This is a genomic window from Tenacibaculum geojense, from assembly GCF_042676005.1.
Classification (GTDB): Bacteria; Bacteroidota; Bacteroidia; order Flavobacteriales; family Flavobacteriaceae; genus Polaribacter; species Polaribacter geojense.
Genome location: NZ_JBHTJR010000031.1, coordinates 12,622 through 35,205 on the forward strand (window position 1 = coordinate 12,622; position 22,584 = coordinate 35,205).

General features: G+C 29.7%; 20 protein-coding genes. 9 read left to right on the forward strand and 11 right to left on the reverse strand.

Annotation, left to right across the window (positions count from 1 at the left end; genetic code table 11):
* Positions 1-9: 9 nt before the first annotated feature.
* Entirely contained in the window at positions 10-1,362 is a 1,353-nt protein-coding gene (locus ACFQ1U_RS06195; RefSeq protein ID WP_386106427.1) for a transporter, read from the reverse strand.
* Between the two features lie 143 nt (positions 1,363-1,505).
* Here ACFQ1U_RS06195 and ACFQ1U_RS06200 point away from each other — a divergent pair, with 143 nt between their 5' ends.
* Positions 1,506-1,784 carry a DUF4834 family protein gene (locus tag ACFQ1U_RS06200; RefSeq protein WP_386106429.1) on the forward strand — a complete coding sequence of 93 codons (279 nt, stop codon included), beginning with the start codon at positions 1,506-1,508 and terminating at the stop codon, positions 1,782-1,784.
* 2 nt (positions 1,785-1,786) lie between these two features.
* Entirely contained in the window at positions 1,787-4,174 is a 2,388-nt protein-coding gene (locus ACFQ1U_RS06205; RefSeq protein ID WP_386106431.1) for a YfhO family protein, read from the forward strand.
* 7 nt (positions 4,175-4,181) lie between these two features.
* Here the strand turns inward: ACFQ1U_RS06205 and ACFQ1U_RS06210 are convergent, their stop codons facing one another.
* A complete protein-coding gene (locus ACFQ1U_RS06210; RefSeq protein ID WP_386106433.1) occupies positions 4,182-5,768 on the reverse strand; it encodes a helix-turn-helix domain-containing protein in 1,587 nt (528 codons plus the stop codon).
* A 415-nt stretch (positions 5,769-6,183) separates the two neighbouring features.
* Between ACFQ1U_RS06210 and ACFQ1U_RS06215 the strand changes: the two genes are divergently transcribed.
* From ACFQ1U_RS06215 to ACFQ1U_RS06230, 4 genes are read left to right on the forward strand one after another with little or no spacing between them, the layout of a single operon-like run.
* Positions 6,184-7,356, forward strand: a complete 1,173-nt coding sequence (locus ACFQ1U_RS06215) for a glycosyltransferase family 4 protein (RefSeq protein ID WP_386106435.1) — start codon at positions 6,184-6,186, stop codon at positions 7,354-7,356.
* 4 nt (positions 7,357-7,360) lie between these two features.
* Complete coding sequence (locus tag ACFQ1U_RS06220; protein WP_386106437.1) at positions 7,361-8,641, forward strand: glycosyltransferase family 4 protein; 1,281 nt, start codon at positions 7,361-7,363, stop codon at positions 8,639-8,641.
* On the forward strand, positions 8,638-9,720 hold the full coding sequence (wecB, locus tag ACFQ1U_RS06225) for a non-hydrolyzing UDP-N-acetylglucosamine 2-epimerase (RefSeq protein WP_386106439.1): 1,083 nt from the start codon (positions 8,638-8,640) through the stop codon (positions 9,718-9,720). The genes ACFQ1U_RS06220 and wecB overlap by 4 nt, the downstream gene beginning before the upstream one ends.
* Before the next feature lie 4 nt (positions 9,721-9,724).
* Positions 9,725-11,215 (forward strand): lipopolysaccharide biosynthesis protein, encoded by a 1,491-nt coding sequence (locus ACFQ1U_RS06230; RefSeq protein WP_386106441.1) that lies wholly within the window; start codon positions 9,725-9,727, stop codon positions 11,213-11,215.
* 136 nt (positions 11,216-11,351) lie between these two features.
* Here ACFQ1U_RS06230 and ACFQ1U_RS06235 read toward each other — a convergent pair whose 3' ends face one another.
* The 7 genes from ACFQ1U_RS06235 to ACFQ1U_RS06265 all read right to left on the reverse strand — a co-directional run bounded on the left by ACFQ1U_RS06235 (position 11,352) and on the right by ACFQ1U_RS06265 (position 17,191).
* On the reverse strand, positions 11,352-11,948 hold the full coding sequence (locus ACFQ1U_RS06235) for a Crp/Fnr family transcriptional regulator (protein ID WP_386106443.1): 597 nt from the start codon (positions 11,946-11,948) through the stop codon (positions 11,352-11,354).
* A 30-nt stretch (positions 11,949-11,978) separates the two neighbouring features.
* Positions 11,979-12,587 carry a WbqC family protein gene (locus ACFQ1U_RS06240; protein WP_386106445.1) on the reverse strand — a complete coding sequence of 203 codons (609 nt, stop codon included), beginning with the start codon at positions 12,585-12,587 and terminating at the stop codon, positions 11,979-11,981.
* A gap of 3 nt (positions 12,588-12,590) precedes the next feature.
* A complete protein-coding gene (gene lepB, locus ACFQ1U_RS06245) occupies positions 12,591-14,159 on the reverse strand; it encodes a signal peptidase I (protein ID WP_386106447.1) in 1,569 nt (522 codons plus the stop codon).
* A gap of 86 nt (positions 14,160-14,245) precedes the next feature.
* Positions 14,246-14,947, reverse strand: coding sequence for a 4-hydroxy-tetrahydrodipicolinate reductase (gene dapB / locus ACFQ1U_RS06250; protein ID WP_386106449.1), 702 nt, complete (start codon positions 14,945-14,947; stop codon positions 14,246-14,248).
* Position 14,948: 1 nt separating this feature from the next.
* Positions 14,949-15,476: a DUF5683 domain-containing protein gene (locus tag ACFQ1U_RS06255; protein ID WP_386106451.1), complete on the reverse strand. Its 528-nt coding sequence runs from the start codon at positions 15,474-15,476 to the stop codon at positions 14,949-14,951.
* A gap of 53 nt (positions 15,477-15,529) precedes the next feature.
* Positions 15,530-16,420, reverse strand: coding sequence for a ParB/RepB/Spo0J family partition protein (locus ACFQ1U_RS06260; RefSeq protein WP_386106453.1), 891 nt, complete (start codon positions 16,418-16,420; stop codon positions 15,530-15,532).
* A 9-nt stretch (positions 16,421-16,429) separates the two neighbouring features.
* Positions 16,430-17,191 (reverse strand): ParA family protein, encoded by a 762-nt coding sequence (locus ACFQ1U_RS06265; RefSeq protein ID WP_386106455.1) that lies wholly within the window; start codon positions 17,189-17,191, stop codon positions 16,430-16,432.
* 302 nt (positions 17,192-17,493) lie between these two features.
* On the opposite strand from ACFQ1U_RS06265, the gene ACFQ1U_RS06270 reads away from it, so the two are divergent.
* A complete protein-coding gene (locus ACFQ1U_RS06270) occupies positions 17,494-18,462 on the forward strand; it encodes a hypothetical protein (protein WP_386106457.1) in 969 nt (322 codons plus the stop codon).
* A 61-nt stretch (positions 18,463-18,523) separates the two neighbouring features.
* Here ACFQ1U_RS06270 and dnaN read toward each other — a convergent pair whose 3' ends face one another.
* Positions 18,524-19,642 (reverse strand): DNA polymerase III subunit beta, encoded by a 1,119-nt coding sequence (dnaN, locus tag ACFQ1U_RS06275; RefSeq protein ID WP_386106459.1) that lies wholly within the window; start codon positions 19,640-19,642, stop codon positions 18,524-18,526.
* 84 nt (positions 19,643-19,726) lie between these two features.
* Positions 19,727-20,719 (reverse strand): lipid A deacylase LpxR family protein, encoded by a 993-nt coding sequence (locus ACFQ1U_RS06280; protein ID WP_386106461.1) that lies wholly within the window; start codon positions 20,717-20,719, stop codon positions 19,727-19,729.
* Positions 20,720-20,756: 37 nt separating this feature from the next.
* On the opposite strand from ACFQ1U_RS06280, the gene ppk2 (ACFQ1U_RS06285) reads away from it, so the two are divergent.
* Positions 20,757-21,614: a polyphosphate kinase 2 gene (gene ppk2, locus ACFQ1U_RS06285; protein ID WP_386106477.1), complete on the forward strand. Its 858-nt coding sequence runs from the start codon at positions 20,757-20,759 to the stop codon at positions 21,612-21,614.
* A gap of 3 nt (positions 21,615-21,617) precedes the next feature.
* On the forward strand, positions 21,618-22,406 hold the full coding sequence (ppk2, locus tag ACFQ1U_RS06290; RefSeq protein WP_386106463.1) for a polyphosphate kinase 2: 789 nt from the start codon (positions 21,618-21,620) through the stop codon (positions 22,404-22,406).
* Positions 22,407-22,584 lie beyond the last annotated feature (178 nt).

Below are 22,584 nucleotides of genomic sequence, written 5' to 3' on the forward strand. Positions count from 1 at the left end.
ATATAATTTCTATTCGTCTTCTTTCTTTTTGGCTGCTCTTTTCTTTTTCTCTTCTTCATATTGCCTTTGAAGCTCTTCTTCTTTAGCTTTTTCTTCTTCTTTTTTAAGCTCTTCTTCCATCTTTTTAATTTCTTTTTCGAGCTTTAAGCGTTCTTTTTCTTTTCGTTTTTCCTCTTTTAATTTTTCTTTTTCTAGTTTTTTTAATGCTTTTTCTTCTTCTTTCTTCTTCTTTTTTGCTGCTTTTTTATCAGCTTTTGTAGTTTGTTTTTTCTCTTTTTCGTCTTTTTTAGTTAGATCGTCTAAAATTGATTTAGGACGCTTTCTACCTCTTGGATCATCATTAATGTCTTCATCATTAATATCGTTACCTTCTTCAATTTCAGGGTCAATTTTGTCTTTCTTCTTAAAGATACCCTTAATTTTATCCAACATACGTCCAAAGAAACCTTTATTGTAGGTTTGAGTTTTTTCTTCCTCAATTTTATTTCCAAACTCATCTAATTCAACAAACTTATCAACATGCCTGTCTATTCTGTAAGAAACACCAATACTTCCATGATATCCTATACTTTCTTCTTGAAAGGTAGAACGTAAGGCCGAATTAATTTGTATGTTTTTATTAAATAGGTAAGCAACTCCTAAACCTAGGTTGCTTTGTGTTTCTTGTTTGTTAAATAAAGCTTGATGTTCTGCAAAACCAGACCATTTTTTATTAAAATTATATGTTCCTGATATAATGTAAGACCATTCAGGTAAATAACCTCCCATGTAGTTGTAATAGATATTGGTAATTACATTAAGTCTGTCAGAAAACTCATTTTGAAGTAATACACCAAGCTTAGGTGTTATTCCACCTCTTTGATGATAATCATTTAAAAAAGAACCAATATTTACTCCTGCATACACAGAAACATGAGGAATCCATCTTTTAAAATCAAACTTATGACGTTTGTTCCAGCTTCTAATTTCTTTACTTCTATCGTTATATTTTGGTACAAATACTAAATATTTAGCAGCTAAAGTAAATTGACCAAAACCAAATTGATTAGTTGTGGATTCGTAAATATTTAAGAAAGCATTTTTATCTTGTTGAATTGCTGTAGTTAAGCTTACTTCAAATTTTTCATCAAGTAAACCAGTTCTAAAATGAATGTTTAATCCTGTTGCTTGTGGGTTGCTAAATGTAGGAATAGCATCTGCCTTTCTATGAAAAAAACTTGTTTCAAATTGATATACCCCGGTTCCAACGCTATATGGACTCTCAGAAAGTCCTGGGCGGTTAGAGTTGATTACCTCTGTATATTGTGCGGAAACAGAGATAGTTGCTAATAATAAGAAAAGAGTTAAAAACTTCTTAATCATCTAATAAAAACTACAATTTTAGGGATTTTACAAACATACAGTAAAAAAATTAATCGTCAATAACTAAGTTTACCAAAGTATTAACGTAGCATTTTGCTTCAAATTGTTATTTTTGGTTGATTTTATTTGAACAAACAAAGTTTATGACTCATATTCACCAGGCAGGGCCTGTTAACTTTTTGAAAACCATTTTAATAATTGTTTTTATTTACTATTTGTTAAAGTTTTTAGCAAAGTTATTTGCTCCGTATTTAATGAAAAAAGCGGTTGAAAAAGTGCAAAAGAAAGCACAAGAGCAAGCAAATCGTCAGCAAAAAAACGATGTTAAAGTAGGAGAGACTGTAATTGATAAAAAACCAAATACTTCACAACAAAGCAATAACTCTGTAGGAGAATACGTTGATTTTGAAGAATTAGACTAACCATGAATTTTAAAAAGTATTTACCATATGTAATTGCAATGTTAATTTTTGTAATTGCATCTATAGTGTATTTTAATCCCATATTGAGCGGTAAAAAAATAAAGCAAAGTGACATTGTTCAGTTTTCTGGAATGTCTAAAGAAATTGTTGATTTTAGAGCAGAAAATAATGAAGAACCCTATTGGCTAGGTAATGCTTTTAGTGGTATGCCTGCATACCAAGTTAGTGCCTATTATCCAAACGATTTGGTTAGGTATTTAGATAAAGCTGTTCGGTTTTTACCAAGACCTGCAGATTATTTGTTCTTATATTTTATTAGCTTTTTTGTATTACTATTAGCATTAAATGTTCATTGGAGAGTTGCAATAGTGGGTAGTTTGGCTTTTGGTTTTTCAACATACTTAATTATTATTTTTGGAGCCGGACATAATGCTAAAGCACATGCCATTGGTTATATGCCACTTGTAATTGCAGGTTTTGTATATATATTTAAACAGCGGTATCTTTTAGGTTTTGTAATTACAGCATTAGCTATGGCGTTAGAGATTTATGCTAACCATCCACAAATGACTTATTACCTTGGTTTCACTTTATTAATTTTAGGTATTGTTGAATTTATTTCTGCATTACAAAAAAAGGTTTTACCAAAGTTTGCCAAACAAGTAGCTGTAATTTTGTTGGCTGTTATTATTGGAGTAGGCGCAAATGCTCCTAGGTTATTAGCCATGAAAGAGTACACTGCTTTTAGTACGCGAGGAAAATCTGAATTAACTATAAATCCTGATGGAAGTCCTAAACAAGCATCAAATGGTTTAGATAAAGAGTACATTACGCAGTATAGTTATGGTATTGCTGAAACATTTAATTTATTTATTCCAAGGTTTATGGGAGGAGGAACTGTAGAAAAGTTAGATGAAAATTCTAATTTTTATCAGTTTTTAGAAACCAATATTGGTAGAAAAGGAGCAAAAGAAAACGCGAATAATGCGTTAACTTACTGGGGAAAACAACCAATTGTTGAAGCACCTGCTTATATTGGAGCTGTACTGATTTTTCTGTTTTTCTTAGGAGCTATTATTGTTAGAGGAAAAATAAAAAAGTGGTTAGTTGCAGCAACTATATTTTCAATTGTGCTAAGTTGGGGTAAAAATTTTGGATTAATTACCAACTTGTTTATAGATTATGTTCCGTTATATAACAAGTTTAGAGCAGTTTCTTCAATTCAAGTAATTGCAGAATTATGCATTCCTCTTTTAGGAATTTTAGGATTGCAAAAAATGATTTCCTCATCAATATCATCAGAAGAAAAAATTGAATCACTAAAAAAAGCATTCATAATTACAGGAGGTATTGCGTTACTATTTATGTTAACAGGAGGCGCATTATTTGCTTTTGAAGGTATTAGAGACGAAAATTATAAACAACTACCTGGTTTGCTAGAGGCGTTAATTGAAGATAGAAAAGCAATGTTGTTTTCGGATAGTTTACGTTCGTTGCTATTAGTTACAGCCTCTTCAGGCGTGTTATGGATGTTACTTCAAAATAAGTTAAAAGAACATTTAGCAATATTACTAATTGGAGGTTTAATTGTTTTTGATTTAGTTTCTGTTGATATAAAATATGTAAATAAAGAAGATTTCGTCAGAGCAAAAAACGTTAGTCAACCATTTAGTTTAACCAAAGCAGATCAACAAATTTTACAAGATACTACTCATTACAGAGTTGCTAATTTTACTACAGATCCAATGCAAGATGGTAGAACATCTTACTATCATAAATCAATAGGAGGTTATCATGCAGCTAAAATGAAACGTTATCAAGAACTTTTTGATTATCAATTAGCCAAGAGTAATTATGAAGTGTTACATATGTTAAATACTAAGTATTTAATTGTGGGAGAAGATAAAGTAGAGGTTAATCCTGATGCAAATGGAAATGCATGGTTTGTAAATAAACTACTACCAGTATCAACTGCTAATGAAGAAATTTTAGCATTGGATACTATTAATACCAAAGAGGTTGCTGTAATTAGAAAAGAACAATTATTAGAAACACCATCATTAAAACAAGATTCTTTAGCAAGTATTTCGCTAAAAAAATATAGCATTAACGAGTTGATTTACGAGAGTAGCACCAATAGTGAGCAGTTTGCTGTTTTTTCTGAAGTTTTTTATAAAAAAGGATGGAATGCCTATGTTGACGGTGAGTTAACACCTCATTATCAAGTTAATTATGTGTTAAGAGGAATGTTTGTTCCTGAAGGTAATCATACCATTGTTTATAAGTTTGAACCAGAAGTAATTACGCAAGGTAAAGCAGTGTCGTTATTTTCATATGCATTGTTACTACTTTTACCAATTGGTTGGATATTTTATCAAAAGAAAAAGTAAAAACAAATTATTTAGATAAACTTTTAATATAAGCAGATGGAGTAACATTCATCTGCTTTTTAAATGCTCTAGTAAAGGCAGATGAACTACCATAACCAATTTCCTCAGCTAAAGCTTGAATAGAATATTTACGATACGTAGTATCTGTATTTAGTTTATCAATAATATAGCTAATTTTCTTTTTGGTGAAGTATTGTTTAAAAGTTTCTTGCTTATGTTTGTTAAAAACAAATGAAATATAAGTAGAGTTTGTTTCAAGCTTTTCAGCAATTTTATTAATAGAAAAATCAGCTTGTAAATACGCATCTTGTTGCTCCATTAAATTAATTGCAGTTAAAATTTCAGCTTCAAAATCTTCATTAATATTATAAGCTACTTTTTCAGTTTTCTCAACTACATTGTTATTTTTTAAATCAAGTATAATTTGATTTGTTTCCTTTTTCTTACTAACAAGGTATAAATACGTTAATAGTAAGATGATGATTATAGAGAATATATAAATCAATTTATTTTTATCGTTAACATTCTCTTGTTTAATAATTTGGGAGTTTAATTTTTTTGCCTCTGCAAAATCGTTGTTATATAAAAGTTGAAATGTTTTTTCTTTGTTTTTTCTAGCTTTTTCAAATGAAGTAATTTCAAGTTTAGAGTACTTGTAAGCACTATCAATTTCATTTAAATTAAAATATTCTTTTGAGAGTATGTTGTATAATGTGATAAGGTTACTTCTCCTACACTTATCTTTTTTATTATGAATTAGTTTTTTAGCAAAATACATGGCAGAATCGCTATTTTTTAACGCATGGTAACAAATTGCTTTGTTCATGTACTCATGATGCTTATAGTCAAAACTATTTGCTGTATTTTTATAATTGTTGATGGAGTTTATAGCACCTTTATAATCTTTTCTGGCCATTAAAACATCAGTCATGGCTATATTGTGTTTAAAAGCAGCACTTTTAGCGGAAGAGTCATAAATTTTAGCAGCATCGTAGCTTTTATGGTAAAAATAAAAAGCAGAATCTAAATAAGAAGCATTGTTTAACTCTTTACCAAGTAAAATATAGGAGTCAGCAAGTGTTTTGGTAATATCAGCCTCTAAACTTAGAGACTCAATACTATTTTTATCGTAATAAATAGAAGAAATATTCTCTTTAAAGGTCTCTTTAGCTATTTCTATAGCTTTTTGAGGCATGTTTAAATGATTTTTAATAACTGCTTTGTTTAAAGAGTTTTGAAGTTGATGTTGAAAATTGATTTTATCTTTTACAGGTTTATCATTTATAGTTTTTTCTATTTGAATAAGATAATGATACGCTTTATCATAATTTTCATGGTTTTTTTCGAGCTCACACAATCTATTTAAAAATAAAATACGATTTTCTAGTAAACAGTTATCATCATTATTTTTTGTTATTAATGAATCAGTAAGTTCTAAATATGCTAAAGCTATTTGTTTTGCTTCTCTATGTTTATGCGCTTTGTAAAGTTGGTGAGATTTTTTTTGAAAAGACTTTAGTTTTACACAAATATCATTAACGTCTGTAGACTTAGAAAAATAAAAGTTTAGAGAGTCAATATTAAGCTTATTCATGTTAGAAGTTGTATACAAAGAGGTTGTTTTTGTATTTTGACGTTGAGAAAAAATAGAAAAACTAAACAAAAGTAAAGTGCTTACAATAAGTTTTTTAAGTACGTTATTCACGTTTGTTTTTTATAAAATGTATAAAACTAAATTATAGAAGCATCAAAAATAGTTATACTTTTTATAAAAACAACTATATAACTTTTTTTTAGTAACTAATCTTGGAATATATTTGAAATGCTATTTTAAAGAGAGAGTAGATAAACTACTACAAAAAGAAAATTAAAGGAAACCTATTTGGTTTCCTTTTTTGTTATTTATATCATAATATTTTTAAGGTGTAATTCTGAAAGTTTACTTTTGATGTTTTGTAATGATAATTCTATTATTGTAATTCAAATTTAGAGTAAGTATGCGCATTGGAATGATTTTAGATAAAACGTTTCCGCCAGATCCAAGGGTAGAAAACGAGGCTGTAGAACTTATTAAAGCAGGAAACGAGGTCTTTCTATTTTGTTTGCATTATACAAATAAAAATGATGAAACGGATGCTAACGGTATTCAAATTAAAAGATATAAGAGTAATACATTAGAATATAAATTTAGTGCATTAACGTACACTGTACCTGTTTACTCTTGGTTGATGAAACAAAAAATCAGCCATTTTATTAAGCATAATAAAATTGAAGCATTACATATTCATGACATGCGAATTGCTCAAGCAACTTTTTGGGCTAATAAAACCTTTAAATTAAAAACTGTTTTAGATTTACATGATAACTTTCCTGAAATCATGAAGTTTTATCCACATTTACAAAAGTTTCCGGGGAAGTATTTAATTTCACCAAAAAAATGGAAACATAAAGAAGAGCAGTTTATTAAAAAAGCAACCAAAGTTATTACCGTATCTAATGAGTTTGTTAATGAAATTATTGAAAGAACTTCTGTAGAAAAAACAAAAGTTGAATTAGTACCTAATACTATCAGAAAATCATTTTATGAAGACTATATATTAGATGAAAAAATTATAGAAAAGTATAAAAATGATTTTGTGGTTTTGTACTTAGGAGATACTAATTTGAGAAGAGGTTTACAAACAGCCATTAGAGCCTCAAAAGTTTTAAAAAATCAAATTACCAATTATAAATTAGTAATTGTAGGGAGTAATACCACAGATATTATACTGAAACAAGAAATAGAAGAAAATAATCTTAATGATTGTGTTATAATGGAAGGTTGGCAAGATGTTAGTTTATTTCAATCATATATAAAAGCAAGTGCTGTTTGTATTTCACCTTTACATAGAAATATTCAGCATGATATTGCTTACGCAAATAAGTTATTTCAATACATGAGTTTTGCAAAACCGTTGTTGGTTAGTAATGCCACTGCTCAGAAAAATTTAATTCAGAAAGTAAAAGCAGGTCTGGTACATACAGAAAAAGATGCTGATGATTTTTGTGCTAAAATTTTAGAGTTGTATCACGATGCCTCTCTAAGGGATAAATTAGGTAACAATGGTCAGCAATTTGTTATGAATGAATTTACTTGGGATAAAACTTCTCAAAATTTAATTAATTTGTATAAAAACTTATAGTTTATTGAAGGTTTTAATAATTACATACTATTGGCCACCAGCAGGAGGTTCTGGTGTTCAGCGTTGGCTTAAATTTGTTAAATATCTACAAGATTTTGGTGTAGAACCTATTGTTTATACTGTAGACAACCCTAATTATGCATTAACAGATGAATCTCTACAAAAAGAAGTACCAGATAATATTCAGGTAATTAAACAACCTATTTTTGAACCTAATACTATTTTTTCTTTCTTTAAAAAGAAAAATAAAAAAACGAGTGCCGGATTTTTAGCTCAAAAACCTGGAGTCATCAATAAAATAATGCATTATGTTAGAGCAAACTATTTTATTCCTGATGCTAGAAAGTTTTGGATTAAGCCATCTGTTAATTATTTATCAACTTATTTAAAAAAGAACCCTGTTTCGGCTATCATAACAACAGGTCCGCCACATAGTTTACATATAATAGGGTATCAGCTTCGAAAACAATTAAACCTGAAATGGTTAGCTGATTTTAGAGATCCATGGACAGATATTGACTATTTTCATCATCTTCCATTATCCAAAAAAGCAAAAGAAAAACATTTTAAATTAGAAAAAACAGTTTTAGAAACTGCAGACATAACTCTTGTAGTTGGGGAAACCATGAAAAGAAATTATCAAAAATATACTGATAATATTCATGTTATTACGAATGGTTTTGACACCAAAATGAGTACTGACGAAAGTACAACTTTAGATACTAAATTTACACTCACCCATATTGGTTTAATGAATGCTGACAGAAACCCTACTATATTATGGAAAGTTTTAGATCAGCTATGCAAAGAAATCAAAGGTTTTTCTGATGATTTAGAAGTAGTTTTGGTAGGAAGTATAGCAGAAGAGGTAAACAACGAATTAAACGGTTATAATAATATTAGCGTGGATAGGGTTGGATATTTGCCTCATAAAGAAGTGCAATTTTATCAAAGAAAATCACAAGTTTTATTATTATCAGTAAACAATGTTCCGAGTGCTAAAGGTATTATTACAGGAAAAATTTTTGAATATCTTCAGGCAAAACGACCTATTTTAGCTATTGGACCAACAGATGGTGATTTGGCAGCTATTTTAAACAAAACACAATCTGGAGTTATCGTTAATTTTGATGATATTGATAATTTAAAAGTCAATATTCAAAAACTTTATGAGCAGTATAAAAATAATACCTTAACTACACAAAGTGTAAATATATCTTCATATCACAGAAAAAAACTAACAGAACAGTTAGCGAACATAATTAAACAAACCGTAAAGTCTTGAAAAAAATAGTAACTATTTTAGGAGCACGACCACAATTTATTAAAGGTGCAGTATTAAGCAGAGAAATTAGTAAGTTCAATGATGTAGAAGAAGTTATTGTTCATACTGGTCAGCATTATGATGCTAATATGAGTGCTGTTTTTTTTGATGAAATGAAAATACCGCAGCCTAAATATAATTTAGCTATTAATGGATTAAATCATGGTGCTATGACTGGGCAAATGTTAGAAAAAATTGAGGCTATTTTAGTAGACGAGAAACCAGATGCTGTGGTTGTTTTTGGAGATACTAATTCTACTTTAGCTGGAGCATTAGCTGCTAAAAAATTACATATCAAAATTGTTCATGTAGAGGCAGGTTTACGGTCGTTTAACATGAAAATGCCTGAAGAAGTAAATAGAATAGTTACAGATAGAATATCTGATTTATTAATTTGTCCTACACAAAAAGCTATAGAAAACCTTCAGTTAGAAGGATTTTCATCTTTTGATGTCGCTATTGAAAATCATGGAGACATCATGAAAGATGCGATGGATTTTTATTCAGTATTAGCTAAAGATAAATCGACTATATTTAAAAAGACAAGTATTAATAAAGATAATTTTTTATTGGCTACCATACACAGGCAAGAAAATACAGACGACAGAAATAAGCTTTCAGATATTTTTAAATCGTTAGATGCTATAAATGAATTCACACAAGTGGTAATGCCTCTTCACCCAAGAACTAAAAAGAAGTTATCAGAATATAATATCGATACAACTATAACTTTAATAGATCCTGTAGGATATTTTGATATGATTATGTTACTTACTCATTGTAAATTGGTAGCTACAGATAGCGGAGGTCTTCAAAAAGAAGCTTTTTTTAATCAGAAACACTGTATCATTGTAAGGGAAGAAACAGAGTGGATTGAATTAGTAAACAATAATTTTGCACAATTAACAGGTCCTAATAGTGATAAAATTCTAGATGCTTTTCATGATTTAAATCAAAAAAAGAGTAATTTTAATACCAACTTGTACGGTGATAATGTTGGAGAAAAAATATACACATCAATTAAACAATTAATTCAATAAACATTTGGGTTTAATATTTAAACAATCATTCAAAAACACCCTAATTATCTATTTAGGGTTTTTAGTAGGCGGACTAAATACCATTTTATTATATCCTAGAATTTTAGAATCTGAATATTACGGGTTAACATCTTATTTACTTAGTTATTCTAATGTAATAATGCCATTAACAGCTTTTGGTATTCAGTATACCATAGTTAAGTTTTTCTCTTCTTACATATCCAAAGAAGATAAAGATCGGTTTTTAACAGTAGCCATATTTTTACCTTTATTAGTTGCATTACCAATTGGTTTTTTATGGGATAATATTCATGATTATATTGTCCAAAAGCTACCTAAAGAAAATTTAATAGTAAAAGATTATACTATTGTAATATACATTGTAGCCGTTTGTTGCGCATATTTTGAAGTATTCTACTCTTGGGCCAAGGTACAACTACAAACAGTATTTGGAAATGTTTTAAAGGAGTTTTGGAATAGGGCAGTGGTTATGATATTATTAGTAGCGGTTTTTGCTAATTGGATAACTAAACCAGAATTCATTTACATTTTAACAGGCACATATATTTTACGTACAGTATTAATGATGTTTTATGCTTTGTACCTATATACGCCTAAATTTAGTTTTAAATTACCACATAATTTTAAAGATGTAATACGATATTCTTTATACATAATATTAGCGGGAAGTGCAGGAGCTATCATTTTAGATATAGATAAAATTATGATCCCGGATAAGGATACTTTTGAAAAAGCAGCATATTATACGGTTGCAGTTTTTATTGGCTCTTTTATTGAAGCTCCGGGAAGAGCAATGACTCAGATTCTTCAACCGTTAACATCACAGTCATTAAATGAAAACGATAGTAAAGAGGTTGAAAGTCTTTACAAAAAAAGTTCAATAAATTTATTATTGGTAGGCGGATTGTTTTTTTTATTAGTTAACTGTAATGTTGCTGAACTTTTTAAAGTAATGCCAGATAAAGGTTATGCTGGTGGAGAGTTAGTTGTTTTGATGATTTCTGCAGTGAAGTTATATACAATGTTTTTAGGTAATAATACAACCATTATTAATAACTCTCAGTTTTACAGAATATCTTTACCAATTGGTGTTGGTATGGCAGGTATGGTGTATTTGTTAAACAGGTATTTTTATTTCCATATTGAAATGGGCACCGATGGATTGGCTTTGTCAACGCTAATATCTGTAGGTATTTTTAATACTTTTAAAATATGGTTTGTTAATAACAAATTTAAAATGCATCCTTTTAGTAATAAATCTTGGCAAATGATGATGATTATTCTTGTTTTGTTTGGAGCGTTCTATTTTTGGGATTTTAATGTGCCAGAAATTACTTACAAAAAGTTTAATATCCACCCATTACTAAACATTATTTTAAAAACACTAATTATTTTGCCAGTATATTTAATTATAGTATTTAAATTAAATATTTCTCCTCAAGTTAACGCGTTGTATAACAGAATTAAAAGATAAATAAAAAAGGTATACTACATGAGTGGTATACCTTTTTAAACTGAATGAAATATTGTTGGGGGGCTATTTCATGTTTCAAATTAACAAATAATAATTAACTATTTAGTTAACTTATGTTTATAATTAAAATAGCCTTTTATGAAACTAATTTTTTTCTAATTCTACTTAACTGTACAGGTGTGATATTTAAGTAATTAGCAATTTGATACTGTGGTAATAAATTTTCTAAATCAGAAAATTCTTCTTTTAACATTAAATATCTTTCAGTAGCGTCAAATAATGATAATTGATCGATTCTTCTTTCAGAGCGCATGTATACTTGTTCTAATATTTTGGCATATACTGTAGATAATTCAGTATTTACTTTTACCAAGTCTATAAAATCATAGTAGTCTCCTTTGTATACTTCACAGTCAGTTAAACATACATATGCTGCATTAGAAGGCTCTCTTCTAATTAATGAACTTAATGGTCCAATAGCTTGATTGCTTCTGTATAATGTTCTAATAACTTCATTTCCGTTATCATTTTTAATAAAGCAAGCACCTATACCGTTTTTTAAAATATAAAAGTTTCTAGTTAGCTTATTATAGTCAACAATTATATCATCTTTAAAATATGTTTCTTTAGTTAATAAAGATTTAAATTGCTCTATGGTTTGGTCTGATACGTTAATACTGTAACTAGTCAAATAGCCTCTAGCTAAATTTTTAGTTTCATCGTTCAATGTCATTGTAGTAGTTGTTTGTGTTTTTTTAATTACTTATAATTGGATATTTTCTAATATGGTTGAAGCATTTCCTCCTTCCATAAATAATAAATCTAATATGGATAAGTTTGATATAAATCCGTATTTATCATCAAACATTTGTACATAAGGAGTCATTGTTATTTCAACTCCTTTTTTGGCAATAGCCAAATTTCTATAATCTTGTTCTGTGTCAATTTTATATTCAACTGTTTTTGCAAATTCCTGACTAATTTGTAGTGCATCAGTAACAAATAAATGTGTGTCTATACAAACGTCTTGTAAAAACTTATATTTAGTATTGAATATTTTTGCTAAATCATCTTCAAAAAACTCAAAAAAAGGTGAGGCTCTGTAAGCAGATTGTAACGATTTAAAATGTTGAGCTTGCCAAGGAAAATCATTCTCAACAATAGTATCTTTTGTTTTTTTTCTTCCCTGTACTGTTTTGTGTTTTACAGGTATATTTAAAGATAATTTTCCGTTTGCCCCATATATATAACAACGGTTTCTATAGGTTTGTTTTTGAAAATTATCATGTATCTCAAAAGTTACAAAATTATTTTGATAAATAGCAGCGTATTGAGCTATTGGTGAAAAATATGTTGGAATAAATACTGCCAATGTTTATGCTTTTTTCTTTTTAGGTTTAAATAGTCCGTATAAAATTAGCGCTATTACTACAATAGAAATCCAGAAATATGATTTAGACTTACCATTAGTAACAGTTGTAAACATTCTATCCCATCTAACAGCTCCCGTTTTAGAGTCAATGCTGAACCATATCATAACAGGTTTTCCAACTACGTGGTCAAATGGTACATATCCCCATGCTCTTGCATCTAAAGAGTTTTGACGATTATCACCCATCATCCAATAATAATCTTGTTTAAAAGTATACGAATTGGCTTTTGCACCATTAATATAAATATCGTTATGATGAATTGTTAAATCATTGTTTTCATATCTTCTTATTATTTGCTCATAAAAAGATATGTTGTCACTGTTTAATTCAATTGTATCTCCTTTTTTAGGTATGTATATAGGGCCAAAATTATCTACAGACCACGGGTATTTTGGATTATGAGGAAACACCTGTTTATCGAAAGCCCCTTTAGGTTTCAAGCTTTTTTCAATGCTTTTCACTATAGGGTTTTTAGCCAAGGCGGCAGCTTCTTTATCTGTTAAATTTAAATAGTACCTACCGTCATTAAACATTCTACCTTCTTGTGCCATATTATACTTGTTAATAGTGGCTCTATCAAAGCTTTTTCCATCAGTATCAACAATATGCATCCATTGTGGTTGCGCACTCTCTGGAAGTTTTGTTCTTTTTCCGTTAATAAAAACATAACCATCTCTTACCTCTAACGTATCACCTGCAATACCAACACATCGCTTAACATAGTTGGTCCTTTTATCAATAGGTTTATAGGTATATTTTCCAGAATTATCATTCCACATCCATTTTAAACTATCAGCAGGCCAGCTAAACACAACAATATCGTTACGCTTAATTTTTTGAATTCCTGGCAACCTCATGTATGGTAATGATAGTTTGTTTAAAAATGAGTTTTCGTAAGTTTCTTCATTGCTATCAGATAAGTATGATTTGATGCCTAGGCCAGGAATAGTATCATGTACCATAGGAGCAGATACAGTTGTCATTGGAACTCTTGCTCCATAATGAAACTTACTTACAAATAAATAATCTCCAATTAATAATGTTTTTTCTAAAGATGAAGTGGGTATGGTATATGGTTGAATGAAGTAGGTGTGAACAACTGTAGCTGCAATTACAGCAAAAGCAATAGAACTTACCCATTCACCAACAGTAGATTGTGGTTTTAAACTTCTATTTTCTTTGTATGTTGGATTAGTTGTGTAATTGATATAGAATAAATAAAACCCTAATGTTAAAAAAGCTAACCAAGTATCTTTAGTAGAGTTAAACCCAAAACTTCTACAAGTTTCAATCCAAACAATTGGAAACATTAATAGATTTACAATAGGAACAAATAACAAAATCACCCACCATTTTGGTCTATTAATTATTTGCATTAATACAATGGCGTTGTATACAGGAACTGCAGCTTCCCAAGCTTTTCTTCCTGCTTTAACATATAATTTCCAAGTACCTAAGAAATGAATTACTTGTACAATTAAAAATAAGATAAACCATCCTGTAAATGACATAATGCAATTGTTTTTTACTTCGCAAAACATTGAAGTTCGCGAATATTAGTATATATTTTTAAATTTAGTTACTGCTGATGTCTTTTTTAACCAATATTTAACACATCATTCATGGTAAAAACACCTGTTTTGTTGTGTAACCATTCTGAAGCAATAACAGCACCTAAAGCAAAGCCTTGTCTGTTATGAGCAGTGTGTTTAATATCTATACTATCAACTTCAGATTCATAAGTGATGGTATGAGTACCAGGAACATCAGGAGTTCTTACTGCTTTTATAGGAATAATATCTTCAGATGATTTTTTGTCCAATTCCCATGCTTTTTTAGCTGTGTTGTCTATAATACCTTCAGCTAATGTGATAGCAGTACCACTTGGTGCATCTAGTTTTTTAGTATGATGAATCTCTTCAATACTAATATTATATTGCGATAAATTGCTCATCATTTTTGCTAACTGCTTATTCAGTTCAAAAAAGATATTTACCCCTAAGCTAAAGTTAGATGCATAAATAAATGCTCCTTTTTTTTCATTACATAAAGAAACAATATCATTGTATTTGTCTAACCAACCAGTAGTACCAGATACAACGGGAATGTTGTGGTTAATACAGTTACTAATGTTGTTGTAGGCTGATGACGGAATGCTAAAATCTATAGCTACATCAGCAGTAGTAATATCGTAAGAATCTTTTCCGGAAGTTTTAATTACGATTTCATGACCTCTTTGTATGGCAATTTTTTCAATTTCTTTACCCATTCTACCATAACCAAGTAAGGCTATTTTCATACTAAAAAGAATATTTTAATGTTAAACCTAATTTTGGGGCATTTTCAAAATTATAATCGGGAATGGCCGTTGGGCTTATAGATAAATCGTCACTTGTGTCAAACTGAATTAAATGTGCAGTAACACTGGCTTCAACAATTTGTAAAACGTATACTAAAACTACCGATAATAGTGATAAGTCTCTATTTTTACGTAATTGCTTTTGGGCGCTTTCTAATCCGGTTTCAGATATTAATTCAACGCCATTTACTGTAAACTCATCAGGTAAACCTGCTATTCTTCTTTTGTAAGCAGTTCTGTATCTATCATAATCATTACTATTTTCAACATAATAGTAAATACTCGCTCCTAAACCTCCGTAAATTAAAGGTAATTGCCACCAATACCTGTTGTTGTAAATTTGACCTGCTCCTGGAAAAACAGCTGAATAAAATGCTGCTTTTGAAGGAGAAAGTGGATTGTATTCTACTTTTTTAATCAGTGATTGTTCTGTTTTTTTTACTCTTATAGAGTCTTTTTGTGCCTTCATTGAAAAAGGCAATAAAAAGAATAAGAACAATAAAATATGAGTAGATTTCAAAATTATTTTAATAATTTTTTTATTCTGTTAAAATCTTCAATAGAATTAAAAGGGATTGAAATTTTTCCCTTACCTCTGTTGTTAACAGAGACATCTACTTTAGTGCTAAAAAACTCAGTGATACCTTCTAAACTGTCTGCAATTGCAGGCGGTAATTGTTTTTTATTACTACTAGCTTTTTCAACTTTTCCTTCTTTTAAGTTTCGAACTAAATCTTCTGTTTGACGAACAGAAAGCTTATCTTTTAATATTTTTTTATAAATAGTAAGCTGATCGCTAAAGTTTTCTACATTTATCAAGGCTCTACCGTGTCCCATTGAAATAAAACCATCTCTCATTCCTGTTTGAATAATAGGGTCTAATTTTAACAGTCGTAAATAATTGGTTACGGTAGATCTTTTTTTACCAACTCTAACACTTAATTGTTCTTGAGTTAGTTTAATTTCATCTATTAAACGTTGGTAAGACAAAGCAACTTCTATAGGATCTAAGTTTTTACGTTGGATGTTCTCAACCAATGCCATCTCTAGCATTTCTTGGTCGTTAGCAATCCTAATGTAAGCTGGTACGGTTTTGTTTCCAATTAATTTAGAAGCTCTGAAACGACGTTCACCTGATACTAATTGAAACTTGTCTTCTGCTAATTTTCTTACAGTAATTGGTTGAATTACACCAAGCTCTCTAATTGAGTTTGCTAATTCTTGTAACGCTTCTTCGTCAAAATAGGTACGTGGCTGAAACGGATTTACTTCTATTAATTTTAAATCTATTTCAATAATATTTCCAACTACTTTATCTGCATTTTTATCTGATGCAGAATTTACTTCAGCAGTTTCTTTTAACAAAGCCGATAATCCTCTTCCTAATGCTTGCTTCTTTGTTGCTTTTGCCATCCGTGTGTATTAGTTCTTATTTATAATTTCTGTTGCTAAGTGAATATAGTTTTCTGCACCCTTACTAGTAGCATCGTAAGAAATAATGCTTTCACCATAACTTGGCGCTTCACTTAAACGAATATTTCTATGTACAATTGTGTCAAAAACCATAGAGCTAAAGTGTTTTCTTACTTCTTCTACTACTTGGTTAGATAAACGTAAACGAGAATCATACATTGTAAGTAATAATCCTTCAATATCTAACTCTTGGTTATGTATTTTTTGAACACTTTTTATAGTATTTAAAAGTTTTCCTAATCCTTCTAAAGCAAAATACTCACATTGAATTGGGATAACTACAGAGTTTGCTGCTACTAAAGAGTTTAGAGTGATTAAACCTAAAGACGGTGCACAATCGATTAAAATGTAATCATAATCGTCTTTAATGCTTTCTAAAGCATTCTTTAGCATGTACTCTCTTTTTTGTTTATCTACTAGCTCAATTTCAATAGCTACCAAATCTATATGTGCAGGTATTAAATCTACGTTAGGAGATTCTGTTTTTACCACAGTATCTTTTGGGTTAACGGTATGCTCTAATACTTGATAAGTTCCTAGCTCTACTGTTTCTACGTCTATTCCTAAACCAGAAGTAGCATTTGCTTGGGGGTCAGCATCTATTAATAAAACTTTTTTTTCAAGAACACCAAGGGCTGCAGCTAAATTTACAGATGTTGTAGTTTTACCTACACCTCCTTTTTGGTTTGCAATGGCAATAATTTTACCCATACTATAAATAATGTATTTTTCAGAGTCGTAAATTTACAATTATTTATGACTTTTAAAAGTGAAAGATGTTAACAAAAATCTTAAGACTTTTAGAAATATTATTTCCTGTAAAAATTACAGGGTTTTTCTTCTATGTAAACAGGTTTTAGTATGTTAATTAACCTGTGTTTAGGTAATAAGTTTGCAATGTTAATATGTAACATGTAATTAATTGCTTAAGGATTGATCAACCTTTTTATGTTAACCGCGTAAGCCGAAAAGTGAAAGAGTAGGCACTAAAAACTTATTAAATAAACTAAATTATGAAAAAATTGTTTTTTTTAATCATGGTATCTATCATGGTTGTAAGCTGTAAAAATGAAGAAGTGGTTGGTATAGAAGATACCACTATTCAAGAGATAATTTCTCAAAAGGAAACTGGAAAAAAAATGTTACATTTTGGTAATGTTGATGAATTAAAGTCATTTATAAATGAAAAAGTTGAAGGTGAAACAGATTTTTTAGATGAAGCTAGAAAGTATTCAGAGCAAGGTGTTTACAATCCTTTATTGTTAGTTTACAATCTAGAAGCAGCTGAAGCTAAAGAGCTAGGAATTGAAGAGAAAGCAGTCCCTACAGTAGCTTCTGATGATGACATGCTATTATTAATGCTAAATGAAAGCGGAGAAATAGGTATAGAAGATAAAATATTCAGAATAGATGGAGATTTTGTTTATACTTACAGTGAAGGTTCAGGAAACCATATTGATGAGTTTAATGAGGCTTATAAAGCAGGCGAAATTAGAATGGAAAGAGGAGATACTTATAAATTTAGCAAAGAACTATCAGTTTACATGCACAATAATGTTAAGGTAGAAGAGGAATCAGCAAGAAATCAAACAAGTTATGGTTATTTTAGTAGTAATTATAGAATGAGAGCTAGACAGTTTAATGGCTTTTGGGGGTTTTATAGTTCTATTGGAGCTAATACAAAAGTTGAAAAGCGTAAAAGAGTTTGGTGGTGGTATAATTGGAATACCGTAAAAACGTATAACCGATTAGAGTATAATGTTGAGTATAAAGCAGAATCAACAATGGGATTCCCAACTTTATATTTAAGTGACTCAGGAGGAGTTTACCCATATGCTAATCAGGCTCAAAAAATTTATGCTTGGTCAGTTGGTTTTCCTTTAGCTCCTGAAATTTATACTCCTTTAGGAGGACAAACAAAGCACTGGGCTCATTGGTATACAACGCCAGTTAATACAGTGAGTATAACATTAAATTATTAATTTAGATATAAATAAAAAAAAACCACGGGACTCCCGTGGTTTTTGAATTATAAATATTTTTTTAGCTATTTAACATTACTGGCATAACTAACATAGTAACTTGCTCTCCATCTTCAGTAGCATCTAAAGGAGTTAAGATACCAGCTCTGTTTGGTAAACTCATTTCTATTAAAACATCATTTGAGCTTAAATTATTTAACATTTCGCTTAAAAAACGAGAGTTAAATCCAATTTGCATGTCGTCTCCTTGGTAATCACAGCTTAAACGTTCATCAGCTTTATTTGCATAATCTAAATCTTCTGCAGAAATATTTAACTCAGTACCAGCCATTTTTAAACGGATTTGATGAGTTGTTTTGCTAGAGAAGATAGATACACGGCGAACTGAATTTAAAAAAGAAGCTCTATCAACAGTAAGTTTGTTAGGGTTTTCTTTAGGAATTACCGCTTCGTAATTAGGGTATTTTCCATCAATTAAACGACAAACTAGCACTACATTATCAAATGTAAATTTTGCGTTTGTATCATTATATTCAATAGTTACATTGTCATCAGCTCCACCTAAAATTCCTTTAAGTAAGTTTAAAGGTTTTTTTGGCATAATAAACTCAGCAGTTTTATCTGCAGTAACATCTGTACGTGTATATTTTACTAATTTGTGAGCATCGGTTGCAACAAAAGTTAAATCTTTTGAGCTAAATTGAAAAAATACGCCACTCATTACAGGTCTTAAATCATCATTTCCTGTAGCAAAAATAGTTTTAGAAATAGCTGTTGCTAAAACATGTGCAGGAACTTCTGTGCTACTTGGTGATGGTAATTCTACAGCTTTAGGAAATTCTTCCCCGTTATAATAAGCCATGTCATATTTACCTTGCTCAGAGCTGATTTCAATAGTGCTTTCTCCTTCAGTTTTAAATGTTAAAGGCTGATCAGGAAAGGTTTTTAAAGTATCTAATAATAAACGAGCATTGATAGCAATTGATCCTGTATCTGTACTTTCCACTTCAATAGTTGAAGTCATGGTAGTTTCTAAGTCAGATGCAGAAGCTCTTAATTCATTTTCTGATAATTCAAACAAAAAATTATCTAAAATTGGTAAAGTGTTGTTGCTATTAATAACGCCACCTAAAACTTGTAATTGTTTTAATAGTTGTGAACTCGATACTATAAATTTCATTCGTTTTTAGCTATAATTAGATTTACAAATATATTGTATTAATATAATTTCTGAAATAAATTTAGTGCTTAATTGTTTTCTGTGCTAATTAAATTGATAGTTTATTTGAATACTGCCGTAAATGCTTGATTTTGGTACACGTATACTTTTAAGTTTTTTAGTATGGTATACAAAAGCATACCCAAAATTAAACTTATTAGCTGTAAATTTAAAACCTAGCTCTAAAAAGAATTGTAACGGATTGATATTGTAGGTAACAGGACTTTTGGTGTTTAAAAAACTTCCCTCAATTGTAGCGTCGTATCCAACCAGCTTTAGAGTAGGTTTTATATAGAAAAAAGATTCTATTTCATTATTAAAACTAGAATTTTCATTGTTTAAATTACTATTAAAAGCTATGGTATTCGCAAAGTTTTCTAGAGGTTTTAGTCCAATTCTTGATATAAATCCTGTTGAAACATCGGTATATACAGTTCCTAATCTTGCGGAATTACTCCAGTTAATATCAAAATAATCATTATTAACATTAAGGTTTTTAGTGTAGTTAAAGTTTATGCCTAATGAAATAGCGTCTTTAATTTGGTAGTCCCATCCAACAGCTTCTTCAAAACCATAAATGTTATGAATTATTTCCATAAGCTCTCTAGCAAATGCATTTTTACCTAAAATACCTGCCTGAAATGTTGTTTTTGTAAAGCTACTATTCTGTTTGAATTTAGCTATGCTAAAGCTTCCAAATAAATGTCCAGCAAAAGGGCGGTCGTGAAGAGAAACACTTTGCACAACAGCTTTAAAAGGAGTGTACATTTCTTGACCAATACTTAGCTCATATATTTTTTTTACAGTTTTTTTTGAATGGTTTTCGCTAAGGTATCTGTAAGTAAAAAACATTCCGTTAGTGTAGTATCGATCAAAATGAGTAGATACGTATAAATCGTTATCGTTTACAAAGCTAAACTCTTTAGTATACTTTTTTTGAGAGTATAGGTTGGCGCTCAATATAATGAGGAATGTTAGTGTTAGTTTTTTCACATAACAAATATATAATAACCTATTTAAATAGCTATTCTTAATCATATTTAGTACTTTAGTGAATCGTTTTTGAATGATATATATGGAAGAAAAACCAATTATTACTGCTGATGATTTTAAAAGTTTAAAAACCAATGAAGAATTGCTTCAGCTTATTTCGGATAAAAAAGTTTCTTTTAAAAAAGTGCAAAAAGAAATTACTTATGAAACTGAATTAAGAAAGCTGCAAATAGAATTGGTTAAACTTCAAAATTGGGTGGTAAAGAATAAAAAAAGAGTTGCTGTAATTTTTGAAGGAAGAGATGCTGCTGGTAAAGGAGGGAATATCCGAAGGTTCATGGAGCACCTAAATCCAAGGTCTTCCAGATTGGTAGCCTTAAATAAACCTACAGAAATAGAAAGAGGTCAGTGGTATTTTCAACGATACATAAAAGAGTTACCAGACCTAGGTGAAATTGTTTTTTTTGACAGAAGTTGGTACAATCGAGCTGTTGTAGAACCTGTAATGGGTTTTTGTTCGCAGCCTGAGTATAAAAAATTTCTGTTACAAGTTCCAGAGTTTGAACATATGTTATATGAAGACGGAATTATAATTATTAAGTTTTGGCTATCTATAACTAAAGAAGAACAATTAAAAAGATTTAATGCAAGGGAAGATAATCCATTAAAAAGATGGAAGTTTAGTCCGGTAGATAAAAAAGGACAAGAACTTTGGGATAAATACACCTTTTATAAAGAAGAAATGTTTACCAATACGCATACAAGTTATTGTCCGTGGACCATTATAAAAACCAATACAAAAAAAACAGCACGTTTAGAAGCTATGCGTTACGTGTTAAGTAGGTTTAATTATGATGGTAAAGAAGAAGCTATGACTAATTTAAATCCAGATCCAAACGTTGTTATGCGTTATTATAGATCGATAATTCAAAATGATTAATCCATGTTAAAAAAAGAATTAACAGAAGAAGATGTTCGTAAATTAAATTCTAAAAAAGGATTAATGGCTATTTTAATGCGTGAGCCTTTAAATATAGAAAGGGCATTACGCTATGCAAATTACCTGGATAAACTTAAAGATTTACAAGTTGAATTAATCCGATTACAAAAATGGGCAATCCAAAATAATGAAAGAATCATTATTTTATTTGAAGGTAGAGATGCTGCAGGTAAAGGTGGCGCAATTAGAAGAATGACCGAGAGAATTAATCCTCGTTTTATGCGAATTGTAGCGTTGCCTAAACCAAGTGAAGAACAAAAAACACAATGGTATTTTCAGCGCTACGTAGAGCAAATGCCAAAGGCAGGTGAGATTGTTTTTTTTGATAGAAGTTGGTACAACCGAGCTGTTGTTGAGCCTGTAAACGGATTTTGTACCGAAGAAGAGTATAAAATTTTTATGAAACAGGTAAATGGTTTTGAAAAAATGATTTTACAATCTGGTATTAGATTGGTTAAAATTTACATGTCTATTTCAAAAAAAGAGCAAGCTAAACGTTTTGAAGATATAAAAAACGATCCTTTAAAACAATGGAAAATGTCACCAGTAGATGAGAATGCTCAAGACTTGTGGGATGAGTACACGGTTTATAAAAAGAAGATGTTTAAAAAAACGAATACAGAGTTATCACCTTGGAAAATTATAAAAGCTAACAGAAAAACAGATGCACGAATAGCTTGTATTGAACATGTGTTAGAAAGAATACCATATGATAAGAATATTGAGGTGTAACATTTTTAAAAGTTTCAAAAAAAGTTTATTAAAAAACCACTGTTTATCAGTGGTTTTTGGTTTTTTGATTAAAAATGTAACATTTTTGGAGTTGTTAATTGATTAACATATGTATATTTGTAGTGTAATTGTAATACAAAAAATTGTTGGGGGACTATTTTGAAAGTTTCAATTACAA